Origin of the sequence: Streptomyces sp. NRRL B-1140 (assembly GCF_001280065.1) — a bacterium.
Lineage (GTDB): Bacteria > Actinomycetota > Actinomycetes > Streptomycetales > Streptomycetaceae > Streptomyces.
In genome coordinates, this window is record NZ_LGEA01000136.1 from 170,379 (window position 1) to 192,057 (window position 21,679).

Below are 21,679 nucleotides of genomic sequence, written 5' to 3' on the forward strand. Positions count from 1 at the left end.
GTCAGTCGTTCGTCCCCAGCACCCCGCGGAGCTCCTCCGGTAGAAGCCTGGAACAGGACTGCTTCGCCTCGTTGGTGAGGGCGTCGTTGGTGCAGGTGTAGTAGTCGCGGTAGACCAGCTGCGCCGTGAAGGACGCGGCGACCAGGGCGATCGCCAGGGACGCCGTGACCAGGCCGCTCACCGCGGCCGTCGTCTGCGGGCGGCCGCCGCCCTGCTGCTCGGGGGCGGGGGAGTCCGGGTCGGCGGGCTTGCGGGGCCCCGCGCGCAGGGAGCTGATGGCCCAGTAGAGCGCGAGCGCGCCGAGCAGCAGCGCGACGTAGGGCCAGCTGAAGAGGGCGAAGAAGAAAGCCCACATGCCCGACAGCAGGGCATAGCGCGCCCGGCGCTGCGCGGGATCCGTCGGGTCCCAGCGCGGGTTCGGGCCGCCGCCCTTGGGGCCGCCGCCCTGGCCCTCGGGACCGCCGTGGGGACGCTCACCGAAACCGCCGTGGGAGCGGCCGGGCTGCTGGTCGCTCCACCGGCTGCCCCACGGGGAACGGCCGCCGTCCTCCCCGTTCGACGAGTCCTCTCCCGACGGGCGTCGCGGCTGCCAGGGCCGGTCCGGCGTGCCCTCGGGCGGCGGGGCGAAGGGATTGTCCTCCTGGGACCCGCGGCCCTTGCGGTCCTCGCCGTCGCCCGAAGGCGCGTCGGGCGGCGAGCTGGGGCGCTCCCGCAGCAGTACGGCGCCGCGCTCCCCTCCCTGCGGCGACGGCTGGGGGAACGTGAGGAGTCGCAGGCTGCGGTCCGGCATCAAGTGAGCGTCTTCCCGTTGGTGAGGAGGAATGAGTGGACAGAACGGAACGGCGTCGGACCCGGGTCCGTCACCTCCTGAACGCACCACGCCCGGACGTCGTTCCCGGCCCGGCTCCGTCCAGACGCTACCTTCCGGCCCTGCCCCCGTCCCGTGGGGGCCGTCCGGTGTGCCGGTATCGTTGCTGACGGTCGGCCGGTTCGTAGGCTTCCCCGTATCCGGGGAGGCAAAGCATTCGTATGAATGCACAAAGCGCTGCGTGCCGTCCACCCTGGACAGACGCTCCCCCGAGAAAGGCCTCACCGTGGCCGCCAATCCCGTGGCCCCGCGCGCCAAGCGCCTCGTCGTGCTGGTCTCCGGATCCGGCACCAACCTGCAGGCGCTGCTCGACGAGATCGCCGCCGTCGGCGCGCAGGCCTACGGGGCCGAGGTCGTGGCCGTCGGCGCGGACCGCGAGGGCATCGAGGGACTGGCGCGTGCCGAGCGCGCGGGACTGCCGACCTTCGTGTGCAAGGTCAAGGACCACGGCAGCCGCGAGGAGTGGGACGCCGCCCTCGCCGAGGCCGTCGCCGCGCACGAGCCGGACCTCGTCGTCTCCGCCGGGTTCATGAAGATCGTCGGCAAGGAGTTCCTCGCGCGGTTCGGGGGGCGGTTCGTCAACACCCACCCCGCCCTGCTGCCCAGTTTCCCGGGAGCCCACGGTGTGCGGGACGCGCTCGCGTACGGCGCCAAGGTCACCGGCTGCACCGTCCACTTCGTCGACGACGGCGTCGACACCGGGCCGATCATCGCGCAGGGCGTGGTGGAGATCCGGGACGAGGACGACGAAGGCGCTCTGCACGAGCGCATCAAGGAAGTCGAGCGAAGGCTGCTCGTCGAGGTCGTGGGGCGCCTCGCCCGCAACGGCTATCGCATTGAGGGACGAAAGGTAGTTATCCAGTGACCGCCGAGAGCAACAAGCGGCCCCTTCGCCGGGCGCTCGTCAGCGTCTACGACAAGACCGGGCTCGAGGACCTCGCGCGCGGGCTCCACGAGGCCGGGGTCGAGCTCGTCTCCACCGGCTCCACCGCCGCGAAGATCGCCGCTGCCGGCGTCCCCGTCACCAAGGTCGAGGAGCTCACCGGCTTCCCCGAGTGCCTGGACGGCCGCGTGAAGACGCTGCATCCGCGCGTGCACGCCGGCATCCTCGCCGACCTGCGCCTGGACAGCCACCGCGAGCAGCTCGCCGAGCTGGGTGTCGAGCCGTTCGACCTCGTCGTCGTCAACCTCTACCCGTTCCGCGAGACCGTCGCCTCCGGTGCCACGCCCGACGAGTGCGTCGAGCAGATCGACATCGGCGGCCCCTCGATGGTCCGCGCCGCCGCCAAGAACCACCCCTCGGTCGCGGTCGTCACCAGCCCGGCCCGCTACGCCGACGTGCTCAAGGCCGTCCAGGGCGGCGGCTTCGACCTCACCACCCGCAAGCGGCTGGCCGCCGAGGCCTTCCAGCACACGGCCGCCTACGACGTCGCCGTCGCCTCCTGGTTCGCCTCCTCCTACGCCCCGGTCGACGAGTCGCAGTTCCCCGACTTCCTCGGCGCCACCTGGGAGCGCGAACACACCCTGCGCTACGGCGAGAACCCGCACCAGCCCGCGGCTCTCTACGTCTCCGGGACGGGCGGCCTCGCCCAGGCCGAGCAGCTGCACGGCAAGGAGATGTCGTACAACAACTACACGGACACGGACGCCGCCCGCCGTGCCGCGTACGACCACACCGAGCCCGCTGTCGCGATCATCAAGCACGCCAACCCGTGCGGCATCGCGATCGGCGCGGACGTCGCCGAGGCGCACCGCAAGGCGCACGCGTGCGACCCGCTGTCGGCGTTCGGCGGCGTGATCGCGGTCAACCGCCCGGTCAGCAAGGAGATGGCGGAGCAGGTCGCGGAGATCTTCACCGAGGTCATCGTCGCGCCCGGCTACGAGGACGGGGCCCTGGAGGCCCTCACCAAGAAGAAGAACATCCGCGTGCTGCGCTGCGCCGACGCGCCCGCCGCGCCCGTCGAGGTCAAGCCCATCGACGGCGGTGCGCTGCTGCAGGTCACCGACCGCCTCCAGGCCGACGGCGACGACCCGGCCAACTGGACGCTGGCGACCGGCGAGGCGCTGAACGCCGACGAGCTGGCCGAGCTGGCGTTCGCCTGGAAGGCCTGCCGCGCGGTGAAGTCCAACGCGATCCTGCTCGCCAAGGACGGTGCCTCGGTGGGCGTCGGCATGGGGCAGGTCAACCGCGTGGACTCCGCGAAGCTGGCCGTGGAGCGGGCCGGTGCCGAGCGGGCCGCGGGTGCGTACGCCGCGTCCGACGCGTTCTTCCCCTTCCCGGACGGCCTGGAGATCCTCACCGAGGCCGGAGTGAAGGCCGTGGTGCAGCCCGGCGGTTCCGTCCGAGACGAACTGGTCGTCGAGGCCGCGCAGAAGGCCGGCGTCACCATGTACTTCACGGGGACGCGGCACTTCTTCCACTGAGCCCGGCGGCGGAGCGGGCCGGCGTCGGAGCCGGCCCGCTCCCTACCGCGTGGGACTCAGCCGTCGACCCTGGTACCGCCCGATCTCCAGCGAAGGTTCCTATCCAGAACCTGACGAAGCACTACCAGGGCCGGCGGGCTTCGGTCTGTGCCGCTGCCGGGGGCGGCGGCCACAGCTCACTTCGCACTGCGCAGTGCGGCCCACGTCTCGGGTCCGACCTTGCCGTTCGGGTTCAGTTCCCCGGCCCGCTGGAACGCCCGCACCGCCGCGTCGGTGTCCTTGCCGAACCGACCGTCCCCGTCCCCGCCGCCCAGGTCGTAGCCGCGTCGGGTCAGCATGCACTGCACCTGCACGACACGCGGGCCGCTGTCGCCGCGACGGGTGAGTTCGGTGCCGGAGTAGGAGGTGCACTCGGAGAGCCAGGGCGGGGTGGCGGACTGCGTCGCGGTACTGGTGGACGTGGGGGCCGGTGTGCCGCCGTCGCTGTCGGTATCGCCGTTGCCGGAGGTCGCGGTGGCGCCACCGTCGGGGGCGGTCCCTGCTCCGCCGGCACCGCCCGCCGACCCGGAGGCACCGCTGTCGGCCTCCTCCCGTGCCCCCGCCCGCGTGCCTGACTGCTTCTCTTCGAGGGCCGAGGGCGAGGTGGAGGAGCTGGGCGGGACCGATGCCGGTCCGTCGAGGCGGGTGACGTCGCCGGAGGCCCTCGGCGAGGCGATCGCGCTGTGGTCGCGCTCCGGGCGAAGGAGGAAGAAGGCGCCCGCGGCCACCGCCGCCGTGGCCAGGACGGCCGCGACAGCGAGCCAGGTCGCCTTTCGCTCACGGCGGTCGGCGTGATCGCCGGTGGGGGACACGGCCGGGGCGGAGGGCGTGTGCTGAGCGGGCCGTGTCGCAGGGCGGCCCTGCCGTCCCGGCGGCGTCGGTGCACGGAAGCGGCTGGTCCCCTCGGCGGCGGAACGTTCCAGCAGTTCACAGGCCTGCTGCCGGGTGAGCAACCGGGTGGCCAGCGGTTCCTGCCAGGAAGGAGGGGCGCCGTCGCCACGCGCCGCGGCCGTGTCGATCAACTGCTGGGGGGTGGGCCGCCCGGACGGGTCCTTGGCGAGGCAGGCGGACAGCAGCGCGGCCAGCGCGGGGTCGGCGGCCGTCAGTCCGGCCATGACCTCTCGTCTGGGCTCTTCGAAGGCGACCCGGTGCATGACGTCCACGCCCGTGCCGTCGCCGAACGGGGCGCGCCCGGTCGCGGCGTAGACGATCGTGCAGGCGAGGGAGAAGACGTCGGAGGCGGTGTCGCAGCGGCCTTCGCGCAGATACTCGGGCGCCATGTAGGCAGGCGTGCCGACCCGGTTGCCGGACGTGGTGATCGAACTGCTGTCGACGGCCCGCGCGATGCCGAAGTCGATGACGTGCGCGCCCTGCGGCGACAGGATCACGTTGGACGGCTTGAGATCCCGGTGCACGACCCCGGCGGCGTCCAGCGCCGACAGCGACCGCCCCAGCTCTGCCACCAGCCGCCACACCCCGGCCGGCTCGAGGGCGCCGCACGTGCGGACGGCGTCGGCGACGCTGAGGCCGGGCAGGTACTGCGCCGCCATCCACAACAACTCGTCCTCGAACCCGCTGCCGAGCAGGTGAGGCGCGTGCGGCGTACGCAGCCGCGTGTGCAGAGAGGCCTCCCGCTCGAAACGACGCCGGAACCGGGAATCTTCGGCGTACTCGGGGCGGATGACCTTGACCGCGGCGAGAGTGGGGGTGTTGTCGGCGGGGCGGGCGAGGTAGACGCGGCCCATGCCGCCGCTGCCGAGCAGCCCGAGGGGTAAGTAGGGCCCGATCCGCTCCGGGTCTCTGGAACGTAAAGGGCTCGCGCCGGCCTGCTCCAACGTGGCGTTCCCGGACGCCGGGGAGTGCGGTGGCATCGGCTGTTGGTCTGACATGGGTCCCCCGATGTGCTGCGGTCAAGCAACGAGCAATCGCACGGCAGTTTGACCGAAGGCTACCGTCCACACGAACGGTCCGCCGGGGGTCCGATGGGCCTCAGATCACTTGTGTGGTGGGGTACATGCGCAGTCAGCCGTGAACCGACCGGCCGGTCGCCCGGCAGGTCCTCGTGCGGCCGGGGTGCGATCCAGCGCAGGTAGCGGCCCATTGCCGGGGCCCGAGCCGCTCCCACCGCTGTTCCCGCCACCGGCCCAGACGCTGCTGCCGTGGACGAGGGCGGCCAGGGCCCTCAACGCCCCGGCCAGGACGGCCGCGACGGACCGGCGGCGCAGGCGGGCGACGGGCGGGGCGCAGACGGGGCAGGCGTCCTGCTGTGCAAGGTGCTCTCCCCGGGCCTGAACAGCTACCACCGTCAGACTGGGGCGACGCACCAGGGCCGTGCCCCCCACGTACGGGTGGGACACGGCCCTTGGAAGTGTTCGGCGTTGACCGGTCCTGCCGGCCGGCCCGCTCAGTAGCGGGGGCGGTTGAACCAGGCCTTGCCGTTGGCGTTGCCGACGAACACCGCGACCAGGACGGCCAGGACGGTGTGCACCAGGCCGACGAGGATGAAGGGGTAGATGCCGAGGACCGCCGTGATGATGGCGAAGACCAGGATCGTGACCCGGGCGCCGTTGCCGCCGTTCTTGAACTTCGTCGCCAGGACGGCCGCGAACACCAGCCAGGCCAGGCCGAAGACCACGTAGCCCCAGATCACGCCGGTCGAGTTGCCGACCAGGTCCTGGAAGGCGGTGTCGTCCTTGAGGGACTCCTCGTCCTTCGCGGCGTTCAGGGCCGCGGCGGCGAACGCGAAGACGGCGATGCCGACGACCTGGAGACCGACGATGACCCACATCATCACGCGCGCCGCGCTCACCGAGCCGGGCATCGTGGTCGGCGCGGCGGGGCCGCCGTAGGGGGACACCGGAGGGGCCTGCGGGTAGCCGTATCCGGGAGCCTGCCCCTGGTCCTGCGGGTAACCGTAGCCCGGCTGCTGCGGCTGCTGCCCCTGGGGAGCGCCGTAGGGGTTGTTCGGGTCGCCGTAGCTCATGGGGGACTTTCCTCCGTTGGTCCTGGTGCGGGGACGACGCGTGACATCCGCACGGAGGAAATCTTCAGTATTGCGACCGTCCCCCCGTTGAGCTGCCCGCGGCACTTGTCGGCTCATCGTTCTGCACCACTGACCGGCTTGTCCAGCCGCATTCCCGATGTGTTGTGCAAGTGCAACATCGCTGATCATGGGCGGATACGGGGCGAGGGGCCCCGCGGTGCCCGGATTGCGGTCGGATTGGAACCGTGGCGGGGTCATCCGCGAGGATGGGGCCATGACCGCCCAGATTCTCGATGGCAAGGCCACCGCAGCCGCGATCAAGTCCGATCTGACCGCCCGCGTGGCGGCGCTGAAGGAGAAGGGCGTCACGCCCGGCCTCGGCACGATCCTGGTCGGGGACGACCCCGGCAGCCAGAAGTACGTCGCCGGCAAGCACCGCGACTGCGCACAGGTCGGCATCGCCTCCATCCAGCGCGAACTGCCCGCCACGGCCACCCAGGAGGAGATCGAGGCGGCCGTCCGCGAGCTGAACGAGGACCCGGCCTGCACCGGGTACATCGTGCAACTGCCCCTGCCCAAGGGCATCGACGAGAACCGCATCCTCGAACTGATGGATCCGGACAAGGACGCGGACGGGCTGCACCCGATGAACCTGGGGCGTCTCGTCCTCAACGAGCCCGCCCCGCTGCCCTGCACCCCGAACGGCGTGCTGACGCTGCTGCGCCGCTACGGCGTGGAGATCAAGGGCGCCGAGGTCGTGGTCGTCGGACGCGGGGTGACCATCGGCCGGCCGATGCCGCTGCTGCTCACCCGCCGCAGCGAGAACGCCACCGTGACGCAGTGCCACACGGGCACCCGTGACCTGTCGGCGCACCTCAAGCACGCGGACATCATCGTCGCCGCGGCCGGCTCCGCCCATCTGATCCGTGCCGAGGACGTGAAGCCCGGCGCGGCCGTCCTCGACGTCGGCGTCTCGCGCAGCGCCGAGGGCAAGATCGTGGGCGACGTCCACCCGGACGTCGCCGAGGTCGCCGGCTGGATCTCCCCGAACCCCGGCGGAGTCGGCCCGATGACCCGTGCCCAGCTGCTCGTCAACGTGGTCGAGGCGGCGGAGCGCAGTGCCGGCTGAGCACAAGGCCCCGGGCGGGCACGAGGCCACGAGCGGGCACGAGGCCACGAGCGGGCACAAGACCCAGGGCGGGGACGAGGCCCCGGGTGGACGCACGAGCCCCGGCGCGTCCACGGTGCCGGGCGGACACCAGCCGACGAGCGGGCACGAAGCCGACGGCCGCGCAGTCCCGGACCGACACGAAACCCCGAGCGGGCACGAAGCGGGCGGTCGCGCAGCCCCGGAGAGCTCGCACGAAACCCCGAGCGGACACGAAGCGGGCGGCCGCGCAGTCCCGGAGGACCCGCACGAAACCGCGAGCGGGCACGACGCCCCGGGCGGGCACGACGCCTCCGAGGAGCTCACCGTCCGGGACCCCGTCAGCGCGCCCGACGCCGAGGGGCGGCCGCGGCGGGTCACCCGGCGGTTCCCGCTGTTCACGAGGGACACCGCGCGGCCCGAGGGCGGCGGCCGGGCCGCGCCCGGGGACGCTCCCGCGCCGGCGCGGCAGTGGCCCGTGCTCGCCGTGCTGGGGCTGGCCGGGGTCGGGCTGCTCGTGACGGCGTTCGGCCAGTTCCGGCTCGGGACGCTGCTGATCGGCGTCGCCCTGCTGGGCGGCGGCGCGATGCGCTGGCTGCTGCCGGACGTCGGCATGCTCGCCGTCCGCTCCCGCTTCACGGACATCGTCACCTACGGCCTGATGGGCCTGGTGATCGTCATGCTGGCGCTGATGGCGCAGCCGAAACCGTGGCTGCAGATCCCGTTCCTGAAGGACACCCTGCACTTCACGGTCACCAGCGAATGACGTGGACGGCGGCCCGTCCTCTCCCCCGAGGAAGGACGGACCGCCGTCCAGGACCCACCCTCCTGCACCGCGAACGGCCCGTTCAACGGCTGTCAGTACGCTGTGGCACGGAAGTGACAGTTCCGGTACGTCTCGCTTCCGATACCACACAAAGTGGTGCGACAGCGGGGTTGGCATGGACAATCGGGACGGTCCAGGGTGTATCGCGCGCCTTCATCACGCTCCTGTGCGCCCCTCGTCAGGGAACTGAGATCCTGACTGGGCGCATCCCTGTGGGTATCCAGAACGGGGACTCGGCCGAGGCCGCCACGCGCGGGGCGAACAGCGCGAGAAATATCAGCACGTTTCGGGGGGAAGAGGGGGAGCAATGCCTCGTTGGAAGGCCTTGCCGGATGAGCTCGATCCACAGATCAGGGAGTTCACCAGTCAGCTGCGCAGGCTCGTGGACCGCGGTGGACTGAGCATCGCGTCGGTCGCGGACCGCACGGGCTACAGCAAGACGTCCTGGGAGCGTTACCTGAACGGCCGGCTGCTCGCCCCGAAGGGCGCGATCGTGGCCCTGGCCGAGGTCACCGGCACCAACCCCGTGCACCTCACCACCATGTGGGAGCTCGCCGAGCGTGCCTGGAGCCGCTCGGAGATGCGGCACGACATGACGATGGAGGCCATCCGCATCTCCCAGGCGCGCGCGGCGCTCGGGGAGTTCGGCGGGCAGGACTTCAGCGACCCCTCGGCCGGTGGCAAGGCGGCCTCGGCGGGTGACGGCAGGGCGGCCTCCGCGGGCGGCGGCAAGCCCGCCCGCAGAAGTGGCGGCACCGCCGTCACGCCGGGTATCGCGGGACCGGCCGGTGTGGCCCCGACCGTGCCGTCCCAGCCGACGGCCCCGGAGGTCCAGGACTCCACCGGCTCGGATCTGCGGGAGAGCGGCCGGTCCGCCGAGCCCGAGGTCAACTCGTGGGGACTGGCCGGATACCAGGGCCCGTCGCCGGCGAGCGGGCGCTCGGGCGGTTCCGGCGCGGGCAGGGCGTCCCGGCCCGGCTCGGGCCCCGGCACCTCCGCCGGGTCGCCCGGCGGCCCCGGCCGGACTCCCGGTGCCGGGGCGGGCGCGTACGGCGAACCGCAGGACGCCGTCCCGTCGAACGCCGGCGCACGGGGTGATCGCCGCACGGACTCTGCCTCCACCGCGGGCAGGAAGCGGACGGTGACCTTCGTCGCGGGTGTCGTGGGCGTGCTCGTGGTGATCGCCGGCGCGTTCTACCTCACCGGCGGTGGTGGCGACGACGAGGCCAAGGGCGGCGCCCCGTCGCCCTCGCCGACCGTCAGCAGCGACCCGGAACTGCCGCCCGGCGTGAAGTGCAGCGGCGCGGACTGCACGGGCAAGGACGCGGAGGCCATGGGGTGCAGCGGTGACCTGGTGACCACCGCGCAGACGGCGACCGTCGGCACGGCCACGGTCGAGGTCCGCTACAGCAAGACCTGCAAGGCCGCCTGGGGACGTATCACGCAGGCCGCCCAGGGCGACGAGGTCCAGATCAGCTCGGGCAAGGCGAAGCAGACCGGCAGCATCACCGCGACCGGGGACAGCATCGCCTACACCCCGATGGTGGCCGTGAAGAGCGCCGCCGACGCCAAGGCCTGCGCGACGCTGGCGGCCGGGCAGCGGGGCTGCACCGACTGAGGGGGCGACCGGGCCGCACCTGCCGACCGGGTCGGGCGGAGAAATTCCGAAAAGGTGGAATGCCCGCCGGGATCCGGGGCACGTGAACCGTACCCCCACGGGAGTCCGGCACGGTCGGTACCCCCCCAGGCGGCCGCCTCCGTCCTCCTCTCCCGGACGGGCGGCCGCCTCTCGCGTTGAGGACGGGCACGTGCGTTCGGGCCGGACGCGTCGTGGGCTGGACCACGTCGATGCTGTGGGCTGGGCCACACCGACCCGGACGTCCGGGATGCCGGATGCGCGATAGCCTGACGGCTGGATGGATCTCTTGACGCCAAGAGATCGATCAAACGTCCGGGGCAGGGACCCCGCCCCACCGCCAGCTGTCATACGGAGAACGCCATGACCCGCACTCCCGTGAACGTCACCGTCACCGGCGCGGCCGGCCAGATCGGTTACGCCCTGCTCTTCCGCATCGCCTCCGGTCAGCTGCTCGGCGCGGACGTGCCGGTGAAGCTGCGCCTGCTGGAGATCACGCCGGCCCTGAAGGCGGCCGAGGGCACGGCCATGGAGCTGGACGACTGTGCGTTCCCGCTCCTGCAGGGCATCGACATCACCGACGACCCGAACGTCGCCTTCGACGGCACCAACGTCGGTCTGCTCGTCGGCGCCCGCCCGCGCACCAAGGGCATGGAGCGCGGTGACCTGCTGGAGGCCAACGGCGGCATCTTCAAGCCGCAGGGCAAGGCCATCAACGACCACGCCGCGGACGACATCAAGGTCCTGGTCGTCGGCAACCCGGCCAACACCAACGCCCTCATCGCCCAGGCCGCCGCGCCGGACGTACCGGCCGAGCGGTTCACCGCGATGACCCGCCTGGACCACAACCGCGCGCTGACCCAGCTCGCGAAGAAGACGGGCTCGACGGTCGCCGACATCAAGCGCCTGACCATCTGGGGCAACCACTCCGCCACCCAGTACCCGGACATCTTCCACGCCACGGTCGCCGGCAAGAACGCCGCCGAGGTCGTCAACGACGAGAAGTGGCTGGCCGAGGACTTCATCCCGACCGTCGCCAAGCGCGGTGCGGCGATCATCGAGGCCCGCGGCGCGTCCTCCGCCGCGTCGGCCGCCAACGCCGCCATCGACCACGTCCACACCTGGGTCAACGGCACCGCCGAGGGCGACTGGACCTCCATGGGTATCCCGTCGGACGGCTCCTACGGCGTCCCGGAGGGCCTGATCTCCTCCTTCCCCGTCACCACCAAGGGCGGCACGTACGAGATCGTCCAGGGCCTGGACATCAACGAGTTCTCCCGCGCCCGGATCGACGCCTCCGTCAAGGAGCTCGAGGAGGAGCGCGAGGCGGTCCGCGGCCTCGGCCTCATCTGACCGGAGCCTCTGCGCGCTTCCGCGCGGGCCCCGCACCGGCTCTCCGGTGCGGGGCCCGCGGGCTTTCGGGGGTCCGTCGCGGCCGGGCGCACCGGCACCCGCCTCATCGGATCCGGCCACTCCTCGGCCCCCTGGAACGCCGACGCCGGCATCCGCCCGGAAGACCGGACGTCGGCCGGATCGCCGCGTTCACCGAACGTGACGGACGCCCGTCGCATGCCCTGCGCAGGCCGGCGGCCTCGTCGAGGAGCAGGCCCGGCACGTCGGGCACGCCGACCTGCTGGGTGAGTCGGTCGGCGGCCGGTGGGGGAGGACCCGCCCGATGAGTTCCTGCCTTGGTGAACCCGTCACCGGCAGTCGGATTTCCGTCCCTTTTGTTCCTGTTTGCCCGCATCTCCAGTGACACAGCGCACTTTCAGCCATGGGTGCGCATGCATCGGTGGGAGTAGGGCAGGCGAACTCGGTCTCTTAGTGACACGAATGTGACACAGGGGCGCTGATCAGGAACGGAAGGCGAAGAGCGATCATGGCGGAAAGTACCGAACTTCAGGCGCGTGAAACCATCCATGCGGGAGGAGAGTGGCGGGCGGCCACCTCCGGGGCCACCCGCGAGATCCTCGACCCCGCGGACGCGCTGCCCTTCGCCGTGATCGCGGAGGGCGACGAGAAGGACACCGATCTGGCGATCGCCGCCGCCCGGCGTGCCTTCGACGAGGGCCCGTGGCCGCACACGCCCGTCACCGAGCGGGCCGCACTGCTGAGGCGCGTCGCCGACCTGCTCGTGCGTGACCGCGAGAAGCTCGGCCGGCTGGAGGCCCAGGACGCGGGCAAGACCGTCGAGGAGGGCCGCGTCGACATCGACTGCGTCGCCGACGCCTTCCGCTACTTCGCCGACCTGGTCGCCGGTGAGGCCCCCGGCCGGGTCGTGGACGCCGGCTCGACCGACATCCACAGCGTCGTCGTGCACGAGCCGATCGGCGTCTGCGCGATGATCACGCCCTGGAACTACCCGCTGCTGCAGGCCAGCTGGAAGGTCGCCCCCGCCCTCGCCGCCGGCAACACCTTCGTCATCAAGCCCAGCGAGATCACGCCGATGACGACGATCGCGCTCATCGAGCTGCTCGTCGAGGCCGGACTCCCCGAAGGCGTCGCCAACATCGTCACCGGCCCGGGGCATTCGGTCGGCGCGCGCCTGTCCGAGCACCCGGATGTCGACCTGGTCTCCTTCACCGGCGGCCTCGTCAGCGGCACCAAGGTCGCCCAGGCCGCGGCCCCGAGCGTCAAGAAGGTCGCCCTCGAACTCGGCGGCAAGAACCCCAACGTCGTCTTCGCCGACGCCTGCGCCACCGAGGAGGGCTTCGACACCGCCGTCGACCAGGCCCTCAACGCCGCCTTCATCCACAGCGGCCAGGTCTGCTCGGCCGGTGCCCGCCTCATCATCGAGGAGTCGATCCGGGACCGCTTCGTCACCGAACTCGCCCGGCGCGCCGAGAAGATCCGCCTCGGCCGCGGCACCGAGGACGGCGTCGAGTGCGGCCCGCTCGTCTCCGAGCAGCAGCGCGCCAAGGTCGAGATGTACGTCGAGTCCGCCCTCCAGGAGGGGGCGGTGCTGCGCTCCGGCGGCAAGCGCCCCGAGCCCTCCCCGCAGCGCCCGGAGAACGGCTACTTCTACGAGCCGACCGTCCTCGACCACTGCCACCGCGAGATGCGCGTCGTGCGGGAGGAGGTCTTCGGGCCGGTCCTCACCGTCGAGACCTTCCGCACCGAGGACGAGGCCGTCGCCCTCGCCAACGACACCGAGTACGGACTCGCGGGCGGCGTCTGGACCTCCGACCCGGGCCGCGCCCGCCGCGTGGCCGGCCGGCTGCGCCACGGCACCATCTGGATCAACGACTTCCACCCCTACCTGCCGCAGGCGGAGTGGGGTGGCTTCGGCAAGAGCGGAGTGGGCCGCGAGCTGGGCCCCGCCGGACTCGCCGAGTACCGAGAGACCAAGCACGTCTACCAGAACCTCGCTCCCAAGCCGGTGCGCTGGTTCGCGGGCTGACCCCCGTCCCCCGCCGGGCCGCCGACATCCCATCCCGGGTTGACCCCCACACCCCGGGCTGAACGTCCCCGTCCCCCGAGCCCGTTCACTTCATCCCCACTGGAGCAAGTACGCCATGTCCCACACCAGTCACGAGTACGACTATGTCGTGATAGGCGGCGGAACCGCAGGTTCCGTGATCGCCTCCCGCCTGACCGAGAACCCGGACGTCACCGTCGCCGTCATCGAGGGCGGCCCCAGCGACGTCGGGCGCGATGACGTGCTGACCCTGCGCCGCTGGATGGGCCTGCTCGGCGGCGAGCTCGACTACGACTACCCGACCACCGAACAGCCACGCGGAAACTCACATATCCGGCACAGCCGGGCCCGCGTGCTGGGCGGCTGCTCCTCGCACAACACCCTGATCGCCTTCAAGCCGCTGCCCGCCGACTGGGACGAGTGGGAGGAGGCCGGCGCCAAGGGCTGGGGCGCGGTGCAGATGGAGGCGTACTTCGCCCGGCTGCTCAACAACATCGTCCCGGTCGACGAGAAGGACCGGAACGCCATCGCCCGCGACTTCGTCGACGCGGCCCAGGAGGCGCTCGGCGTGCCGCGCGTGGAGGGCTTCAACAAGAAGCCCTTCACCGAGGGCGTCGGCTTCTTCGACCTCGCCTACCACCCCGAGAACAACAAGCGGTCCTCGGCGTCGGTGGCCTACCTCCACCCGGTGATGGACGAGCGGCCCAACCTGACGATCCTGCTGGAGACCTGGGCGTACAAGCTCCAACTGGACGGCGACCGCGCCGAGGGCGTGCACGTGCGCACCAAGGACGGCGAGGAGATCCTCGTCAAGGCGCGCAACGAGGTGCTGCTGTGTGCCGGTGCCGTGGACTCGCCCCGGCTGCTGATGCACTCCGGCATCGGCCCCAAGGCCGATCTGGAGCAGCTCGGCATCCCCGTCTCCCACGACCTGCCGGGCGTCGGCGAGAACCTGCTCGACCACCCCGAGTCGGTCATCGTGTGGGAGACCAACGGCCCCCTCCCGGAGAACTCCGCGATGGACTCCGACGCGGGCCTGTTCGTGCGGCGCGACCCCGAACTGGCGCACCCCGACCTGATGTTCCACTTCTACCAGATCCCCTTCACGGACAACCCGGAGCGACTGGGCTACCAGCGGCCGGAGTTCGGCGTCTCCATGACCCCGAACATCCCCAAGCCGAAGAGCCGCGGCCGGCTCTACCTGACCAGCGCCGATCCCGAGGTCAAGCCCGCGCTGGACTTCCGCTACTTCACCGACGAGGACGACTACGACGGCAGGACCCTCGTCGACGGCATCCGGATCGCCCGCGAGATCGCCAGGACCGAGCCCCTGGCCGGCTGGCTCAAGCGCGAGGTGGCCCCCGGCCCGGACGTCACCGGTGACGAGGAGCTCAGCGAGTACGCCCGCAAGGTCGCACACACCGTCTACCACCCCGCCGGCACCTGCAGGATGGGCGCCGCCGACGACCCGTCGGCCGTCGTCGACCCGGAGCTGCGCATCCGCGGCCTGGAGGGCATCCGCATCGCCGACGCTTCCGTGTTCCCCACGATGACCACCGTCAACCCGATGATCGGAGTCCTCATGGTCGGTGAGAAGGCCGCCGAGCTGATCGGTGGTGGTTCCAAGTGACCGCCACCCTCGAACCCCCCACGGAGCAGACCATGGACACCGCACCCGTCTTCTCGGTGGAGGGACTGTGGAAGGTGTTCGGCCCCAAGGCCGACCGCGTTCCCGGCGACCCCGAGCTCACCGCGCTCGACCCCGCCGAGCTGCGCTCGCGCACCGGCTGCACCGCCGCCGTCCGGGACGTCAGCTTCGACGTGCGCAAGGGCGAGGTCTTCGTCGTCATGGGCCTGTCCGGCTCCGGCAAGTCCACGCTGGTGCGCTGTCTGACCCGGCTGATCGAGCCCACGGCCGGCACCATCGCCATCGACGGCGAGGACGTCCGCGCCATGGACCGCTCCCGGCTGCGCGAACTGCGCCGCCACCGCGCCGCGATGGTCTTCCAGCACTTCGGCCTGCTGCCGCACCGCTCGGTCCTCGACAACGTCGCCTACGGCCTGGAGATCCAGGGCATGGGCAAGGCCGAGCGGCGCGAGCGGGCCGCCGAGGTCGTCGCCAAGGTCGGTCTGGAAGGCATGGAGCACCGCCGCCCCGGCCAGCTCTCCGGCGGCCAGCAGCAGCGTGTGGGCCTCGCCCGCGCGCTCGCCGCCGACCCCGAGGTCCTGCTCTTCGACGAGCCGTTCAGCGCGCTCGACCCGCTGATCCGGCGGGACATGCAGGAGGAGGTCATCCGGCTGCACCACGAGGAGGGCCGCACGATGGTCTTCATCACGCACGACCTCCAGGAGGCCCTGAAGCTGGGCGACCGCATCGCCCTGATGCGCGACGGCCGGGTCGTCCAGTGCGGCACGCCCGAGGAGATCGTCGGCGCGCCCGCCGACGACTACGTCCGCGAGTTCGTCCGGGACGTCCCGCGCGAGCAGGTCCTCACCGTCCGCACGGCCATGCGCCGCCCCGCGGCGGACCAGGACGGCAGCGGACCGGCCGTGCGCCCCGACGCGACGGTGTCCGAGGCGATCGAGGCGGTCGCCCGCGCCGGCGCTCCGGCCCGGGTCGTGGACCAGGGCCGCTGCGTGGGCGTGGTCGACTCCGACACGCTCCTCGGTGTCGTCGCCGGGACGGAGCAGCCCGCTCCGCCCGGGACGCGGCAGCCCAAGGAGGCGGTGTGATGGCGACCATCACCGCGTCCCCGCCGCGCGTCGGCCTGCCCGCCTTCCTCAAGCACCGGGCCGTGCACAAGCTGCTGCTGCTCGCCGTGGCCGCCGCGATCCTGGTCCCCCTGGCCAACGCCCGCTGGGCGAGCGGCAGCTGGCCGGCCGCCCTGACCGTCGACTTCTCCCAGCCGCTCGCCAAGGCCAGCGACTGGATCATCGACAACCGCGACAGCCACCCGCTGTTCCTCTACTTCTTCGGCCACGTCAGCAACGTCGTCGTCATCGCCGTACGGGCCGTCTACCTCACCCTCCTGGCCGTCGGCTGGGCGGGCGTCACGGCCATCGGCGCGCTGGTCGCCTGGCGCGTGGCGGGCGTGAAACTGGCGCTCGGCACGGCCGCCGCGTTCCTCACCTGCGGACTGCTCGGCATGTGGGTGCCGACCATGCAGACCCTCGCCCTGATGGTCGTCGCGGTCCTCGCGTCGGTCGTCGTGGGTGTGCTGCTCGGTCTCGCAGCCGGTCTGTCCGACCGGATGGACCGCGTCCTGCGCCCGGTCCTGGACACCATGCAGGTGCTGCCGGCCTTCGCCTACCTGCTGCCGGTCGTGCTGATCTTCGGCATCGGCGTCCCGGCGGCCGTCCTGGCCACCGTCATCTACGCCGCCCCGCCCATGGCCCGCCTGACCTCGCTCGGGCTGCGCGGCGCAGACAAGGGAGTGCTGGAGGCCGTCGAGTCGCTCGGCTCCACCGCGCGCCAGCGCCTGCTGACCGCCCGGATCCCGCTGGCCCGCAAGGAACTCCTCCTCGGCGTCAACCAGACGATCATGATGGCGCTGTCCATGGCCGTCATCGCGGCCGTCATCGGCGCGGGCGGTCTCGGTGACCGCGTCTACCAGGCCCTGGCCTCGGTCGACGTCGGCGCCGCGCTCGCCGCCGGCATCCCGATCGTGCTGCTGGCCGTCGTCCTGGACCGCGTCACCGGCGCGGCGGGGGAGAAGCTCGGCGCCGAACCCGAGCCGCACAGCGGCCGCGGGTGGCTGTTCGCCCTGGCCGGCGTCGTCGTCGTGGCGGTCGCCGGGCGGCTCGCGGGCCGCCTCGACTGGCCCGACTCCTGGGTCGTCGGCATCGCCGAGCCCGTCAACCGCGCCGTCGACTGGATGACCGCGCACCTGTACTCGGGCGTCCCCGTCGTCGGCGGCACCGCCGACTGGGCGGGCCACTTCACCACCTGGGTCCTCGACCCGATGCGCAGCGGTCTGCAGGCGCTGCCCTGGTGGGGCGTCCTGCTGATCGTCGCCGCCCTGGCCTGGGTCATCGGCACCTGGCGCACCGCGCTGACCGCCGTCCTCGCCATGGCCGCGATCGGCGTCCTCGGCGTCTGGAAGCCGTCCCTGGACACCCTCTCCCAGGTTCTGGCCGCCGTCGCCGTCACCCTGGTCGTCGGCTTCGCCGTCGGTATCGCCGCGGCCCGCAGCGACCGCCTGGAGCGGGCCCTGCGCCCGGTCCTGGACGTGTTCCAGACGATGCCACAGTTCGTGTACCTGATCCCGGTCGTCGCCCTGTTCGGCGTCGGCCGCGCCCCTGCCGTCGCCGCCGCGATCGTCTACGCCCTGCCGGCCGTCGTCCGGATCACCACCCAGGGCCTGCGCCAAGTCGACCCGGCCGCGCTGGAGTCCTCCAGCTCGCTCGGCGCGACCAGCTGGCAGCAGCTGCGGCAGGTCCAGCTCCCGCTGGCCCGCCCGGCGCTGCTCCTCGCCGTCAACCAGGGCCTGGTCCTGGTCCTCGCCGTCGTCGTCATCGGCGGCCTGGTCGGCGGTGGCGCACTCGGCTACGACGTCGTCTTCGGCCTCGCCCAGGGCGACCTGGCGACCGGTCTGGTGGCGGGCGGCGCGATCGTCTGCCTCGGCCTGATGCTCGACCGGGTGACGCAGCCCACCGAACGCCGTGCGAAGAAGGGAGCGTGACATGCGAGTCCGCAAGACTGCCGTGATCGCCGCGGCGAGCTCCCTGGCGCTGCTCACCGGCTGCGGCGCGGCCGACATGACCAAGCAGGCCTCGCCCTTCGCCAACGCGCAGGGCGCCAAGACCGTGACCCTGTCCGTGCAGTCCTGGGTGGGCGCCCAGTCCAACGTGGCCGTCGCCCAGTACCTCCTGGAGCACGAGCTGGGCTACCGCGTCGACACCGTCCAGGTCGACGAGGTGCCCGCCTGGGACGCCCTCAGCCAGGGCCGCGTCGACGCGCTCCTGGAGGACTGGGGCCATCCCGAGCAGGAACAGCGGTACGTCAAGGACAAGAAGACCATCGCGCCCGGCGGCGGACTCGGCGTCACCGGCCACATCGGCTGGTTCGTCCCGACGTACCTCGCCAAGCAGCACCCGGACATCACGAACTGGAAGAACCTCAACAAGTACGCCGACCTCTTCCGCACCCCGGAGAGCGGCGACAAGGGCCAGCTGATGGACGGTTCGCCGTCCTACGTCACCAACGACAAGGCGCTGGTGAAGAACCTGAAGCTGGACTACCAGGTGGTGTTCGCCGGGTCCGAGGCGGCGCAGATCACGCAGATGAGGCAGTTCGCCAAGGAGAAGAAGCCCTTCCTCACCTACTGGTACTCCCCGCAGTGGCTCTTCAAGAAGGTCCCGATGACCGAGGTGAAGCTGCCGCCGTACAAGGAGGGCTGTGACGCCGACCCGGACAAGGTCGCCTGCGCCTATCCGCACACCCCGCTGCAGAAGTACCTCAACGCGGACTTCGCGAAGAAGGGCGGCAAGGCGGCGGCCTTCCTGAAGAAGTTCAAGTGGACGACCGAGGACCAGAACGAGGTCTCCCTGATGATCGCCGACCAGAAGATGACGCCGGAGGACGCGGCGAAGAAGTGGGTGGACAGCCACAAGTCCACGTGGAAGAAGTGGCTGCCCTGACGTCCCTCACGCCAGCAGGTCGGCGATCTCCCGCAGGGCCCGGGCGGCCCGCCGCTGGAGTCCCGGCCCGAAGGTGATCCGGGTGGCCCCTCGCGCGCCGAGTTCGGCGGGTGAGGGGCCACCGTCGGCAGAAGCCCCGGCGTTGACCGGCCCCTGGATCCCGGCCCGCAGCAGCGGCAGCACCGCCGGCGGGGCCCCGATCGGGTACACGCAGTCGGCGCCCGCGGCGACGTACAGCGCCGCCCGCTCGATCGCCGTACCGGGATCGGCCACCCCGCGGATGAAGGTGTCGATGCGGGCGTTGACGAACAGCCGGTCACCGGCCGCCTCCCGCACCTCGGCCAGCCAACCGGCGTGCGCCCGCGGCTCCTTGAGCACCCCGTCCACGGAGTCCTCCAGGTTGCACCCGACCGCCCCGACCTCCAGCAGCCGTTCCACGAGGTCCTTCGGGGCGAGCCCGTAGCCGCCCTCGACGTCCGCCGACACCGGCACGTCCACGGCCCGGACGATCCGGGCGACCGCCGCGAACATCTCGTCGGCCGGGACCTGGCCGTCCTCGTACCCGAGGGAGGCGGCGACCCCCGCACTGGGCGTGGCGAGCGCGGGGAACCCGGCCTCGGCGAACACCCGCGCACTGGCCGCGTCCCACGGCCCGGGCAGCACGAGCGGGTCGCCGGGCGCCCGGTGGTGGTGCAGGGCGCGGAACACCCCGGCCCTGTCCGTCGTACGCCCTGCCCCGGCCGTCACTTGTGCTGCCCCGGCTCGTAGTGCCCCGGCGCCATGCGGCACGTCACCCCGAACCGGTTCCACGCGTTGATCACCGTGATCGCGGCGATCACCTGCGCCAGCTCGGCCTCCTCGAAGTGCTTCGCGGCGTTGTCGTAGACCTCGTCCGGAACGAAACCGTGCGTCAGGACCGTCACCGCCTCCGTCAGCTCCAGCGCCGCGAGCTCCTTCGCGGTGTAGAAGTGCCGCGACTCCTCCCACGCCCCGAGCTGGATGATCCGCTCGACGCTCTCCCCGGCGGCCAGGGCGTCCTTGCTGTGCATGTCGAGGCAGAACGCGCAGCCGTTGATCTGCGAGGCGCGGATCTTCACCAGCTCCAGCAGCTTGGGGTCCAGGCCCTGCCGGGCCGCCACGTCGAGCCGGACCATGGCCTTGTAGACCTCGGGCACGTGCTTGGCCCACTCCAGACGGGCGGGCTGTTCGGGGGCGTACTCCATGCTGTCCGGGGCCGTCGTTTCGTCGGTGTGCGTCGTCATGCCCTCGACCCTAGGGAGGAAGCAGCCCAGGAGTATGGTCCATTTCCATGGCGGAATCATGGGCCACTCTGGGGCTCGACCTGCACGTGGAGCCCACGGGGCCGGGCCTGCGCCGGGGGCTGACCGACGCCCTGCGCGAGGCCGTGCGCTCCGGGCGGCTGGCCCCCGGCACCCGGCTGCCGTCCTCCCGCGCCCTCGCCGCCGACCTGGGGATCGCCCGCAACACCGTCGCCGACGCCTACGCCGACCTGGTCGCCGAGGGCTGGCTCACCGCCCGGCAGGGCTCGGGCACCCGGGTCGCCGGGCGGAGGGTCGTCCCGCCCACCGGCACCGCGCCCCACCCGCGCCTTCCGGCCCGCCCGGCCTACGATCTGCGCCCCGGCAGCCCGGATCTGACGTCCTTTCCGCGCGCGGAGTGGCTCAAGGCGGCCCGCCGCGCCCTGACCGCCGCCCCTCACCACGCCCTCGACTACGGCGACCCGCGGGGCCGGCCCGAGCTGCGGGCCGCGCTCGCCGGGTACCTCTCCCGGGCGCGGGGCGTGCGCGCCGACCCCGAACGGATCGTGGTGTGCGCCGGGTTCGCGCACGGCCTGAAGCTGCTCGGCACGGTCCTGCGGGCACGCGGGGCACGGGCCGTCGCGGTCGAGTCGTACGGCCTCGACGCGCACGCCCGGATCCTGACCGGCTGCGGCCTGGACACCGCCGCGCTGCCGTTCGACCGGCTCGGCACGGACCCGGCCGGGCTGTCCGGAGCCGACGCGGTCCTCCTCACCCCAGCCCACCAGTTCCCCATGGGCGTGCCGCTGCACCGCGACCGCCGCACGGCCGTCGTGGACTGGGCGCGGCGCACCGGCGGGCTGGTGCTGGAGGACGACTACGACGGCGAGTTCCGCTACGACCGGCAGCCCGTCGGCGCGCTCCAGGGCCTGGACCCCGACCGGGTGGTGTACCTGGGCACCGCGAGCAAGTCCCTCGCGCCAGGGCTGCGGCTGGCCTGGATGGTGCTGCCGCCGGGTCTCGCGGAGGAGGTCGCGGCGGCCAAGGGCGGCGTCGACACGTGCGGGGTGCTGGACCAGCTGACCCTGGCCGGGTTCCTCACCTCCGGCGCCTACGACCGGCACGTCCGGGCGGCCCGGCTGCGCTACCGGCGCCGCCGCGACGCCCTGGTCGCCGCCGTCGCGGCCCGTGCCCCGGAAGCCCGCGTCAGCGGTATCGCGGCCGGTCTGCACGTCCTGCTGCGGCTGCCGCCCGGCACCGAGCAGTCGGTGGTCCAGGCGGCGCACTGGCGGGGTCTCGCGCTCCACGGACTCGCCCGCTACACCCACCTCGCCGCGCGGGCCGAGCCCGTCGACGCCCTGGTCGTCGGATACGGCACACCGCCGGACCACGCCTGGTCGGGGGCGCTCGACGCGCTGTGCGCGGTACTGCCCGGCTGA

17 protein-coding genes are annotated in these 21,679 nt (G+C 72.3%); 12 read left to right on the forward strand and 5 right to left on the reverse strand.

Annotated elements, in window-relative coordinates:
- Window position 1: 1 nt before the first annotated feature.
- Complete coding sequence (locus ADK65_RS32655; protein WP_053674595.1) at window positions 2–790, reverse strand: hypothetical protein; 789 nt, start codon at window positions 788–790, stop codon at window positions 2–4.
- 304 nt (window positions 791–1,094) lie between these two features.
- Here ADK65_RS32655 and purN point away from each other — a divergent pair, with 304 nt between their 5' ends.
- Window positions 1,095–1,733, forward strand: coding sequence for a phosphoribosylglycinamide formyltransferase (gene purN / locus ADK65_RS32660; RefSeq protein WP_053674666.1), 639 nt, complete (start codon window positions 1,095–1,097; stop codon window positions 1,731–1,733).
- Window positions 1,730–3,292 carry a bifunctional phosphoribosylaminoimidazolecarboxamide formyltransferase/IMP cyclohydrolase gene (gene purH / locus ADK65_RS32665; RefSeq protein ID WP_053674596.1) on the forward strand — a complete coding sequence of 521 codons (1,563 nt, stop codon included), beginning with the start codon at window positions 1,730–1,732 and terminating at the stop codon, window positions 3,290–3,292. The genes purN and purH overlap by 4 nt, the downstream gene beginning before the upstream one ends.
- A 176-nt stretch (window positions 3,293–3,468) precedes the next feature.
- Here the strand turns inward: purH and ADK65_RS32670 are convergent, their stop codons facing one another.
- Window positions 3,469–5,220, reverse strand: coding sequence for a serine/threonine-protein kinase (locus tag ADK65_RS32670; RefSeq protein WP_078956260.1), 1,752 nt, complete (start codon window positions 5,218–5,220; stop codon window positions 3,469–3,471).
- Window positions 5,221–5,735: 515 nt separating this feature from the next.
- Window positions 5,736–6,314: a hypothetical protein gene (locus ADK65_RS32675; protein ID WP_053674598.1), complete on the reverse strand. Its 579-nt coding sequence runs from the start codon at window positions 6,312–6,314 to the stop codon at window positions 5,736–5,738.
- A gap of 274 nt (window positions 6,315–6,588) precedes the next feature.
- Here ADK65_RS32675 and ADK65_RS32680 point away from each other — a divergent pair, with 274 nt between their 5' ends.
- The 9 genes from ADK65_RS32680 to ADK65_RS32720 all read left to right on the forward strand — a co-directional run bounded on the left by ADK65_RS32680 (window position 6,589) and on the right by ADK65_RS32720 (window position 18,981).
- On the forward strand, window positions 6,589–7,443 hold the full coding sequence (locus tag ADK65_RS32680; RefSeq protein ID WP_053674599.1) for a bifunctional methylenetetrahydrofolate dehydrogenase/methenyltetrahydrofolate cyclohydrolase: 855 nt from the start codon (window positions 6,589–6,591) through the stop codon (window positions 7,441–7,443).
- Window positions 7,444–7,558: 115 nt separating this feature from the next.
- Window positions 7,559–8,227, forward strand: coding sequence for a DUF3017 domain-containing protein (locus ADK65_RS32685; RefSeq protein WP_078956269.1), 669 nt, complete (start codon window positions 7,559–7,561; stop codon window positions 8,225–8,227).
- Window positions 8,228–8,594: 367 nt separating this feature from the next.
- The gene (locus ADK65_RS32690) at window positions 8,595–9,905 is read left to right on the forward strand and encodes an XRE family transcriptional regulator (protein ID WP_053674600.1); all 1,311 of its coding nucleotides are present in this window, start codon (window positions 8,595–8,597) and stop codon (window positions 9,903–9,905) included.
- Between the two features lie 381 nt (window positions 9,906–10,286).
- A complete protein-coding gene (locus tag ADK65_RS32695) occupies window positions 10,287–11,276 on the forward strand; it encodes a malate dehydrogenase (RefSeq protein WP_053674601.1) in 990 nt (329 codons plus the stop codon).
- Window positions 11,277–11,802: 526 nt separating this feature from the next.
- A complete protein-coding gene (locus ADK65_RS32700) occupies window positions 11,803–13,323 on the forward strand; it encodes an aldehyde dehydrogenase family protein (RefSeq protein WP_053674602.1) in 1,521 nt (506 codons plus the stop codon).
- A 115-nt stretch (window positions 13,324–13,438) separates the two neighbouring features.
- On the forward strand, window positions 13,439–14,971 hold the full coding sequence (locus ADK65_RS32705) for a GMC family oxidoreductase (RefSeq protein WP_053674603.1): 1,533 nt from the start codon (window positions 13,439–13,441) through the stop codon (window positions 14,969–14,971).
- Between the two features lie 32 nt (window positions 14,972–15,003).
- A complete protein-coding gene (locus ADK65_RS32710) occupies window positions 15,004–16,074 on the forward strand; it encodes a quaternary amine ABC transporter ATP-binding protein (protein WP_053674667.1) in 1,071 nt (356 codons plus the stop codon).
- Window positions 16,074–18,023, forward strand: coding sequence for an ABC transporter permease (locus tag ADK65_RS32715; RefSeq protein ID WP_053674604.1), 1,950 nt, complete (start codon window positions 16,074–16,076; stop codon window positions 18,021–18,023). Before ADK65_RS32710 ends, ADK65_RS32715 begins: the two co-directional genes overlap by 1 nt.
- Window position 18,024: 1 nt before the next feature.
- Window positions 18,025–18,981 carry an ABC transporter substrate-binding protein gene (locus tag ADK65_RS32720; RefSeq protein WP_053674605.1) on the forward strand — a complete coding sequence of 319 codons (957 nt, stop codon included), beginning with the start codon at window positions 18,025–18,027 and terminating at the stop codon, window positions 18,979–18,981.
- Window positions 18,982–18,987: 6 nt separating this feature from the next.
- Here ADK65_RS32720 and ADK65_RS32725 read toward each other — a convergent pair whose 3' ends face one another.
- Together ADK65_RS32725 and ADK65_RS32730 are read right to left on the reverse strand one after the other, a co-directional pair.
- Complete coding sequence (locus tag ADK65_RS32725; RefSeq protein WP_199825743.1) at window positions 18,988–19,728, reverse strand: isocitrate lyase/PEP mutase family protein; 741 nt, start codon at window positions 19,726–19,728, stop codon at window positions 18,988–18,990.
- Window positions 19,725–20,243, reverse strand: coding sequence for a carboxymuconolactone decarboxylase family protein (locus ADK65_RS32730; protein ID WP_053674607.1), 519 nt, complete (start codon window positions 20,241–20,243; stop codon window positions 19,725–19,727). Before ADK65_RS32730 ends, ADK65_RS32725 begins: the two co-directional genes overlap by 4 nt.
- Window positions 20,244–20,290: 47 nt before the next feature.
- On the opposite strand from ADK65_RS32730, the gene ADK65_RS32735 reads away from it, so the two are divergent.
- The gene (locus ADK65_RS32735; RefSeq protein WP_053674608.1) at window positions 20,291–21,679 is read left to right on the forward strand and encodes a PLP-dependent aminotransferase family protein; all 1,389 of its coding nucleotides are present in this window, start codon (window positions 20,291–20,293) and stop codon (window positions 21,677–21,679) included.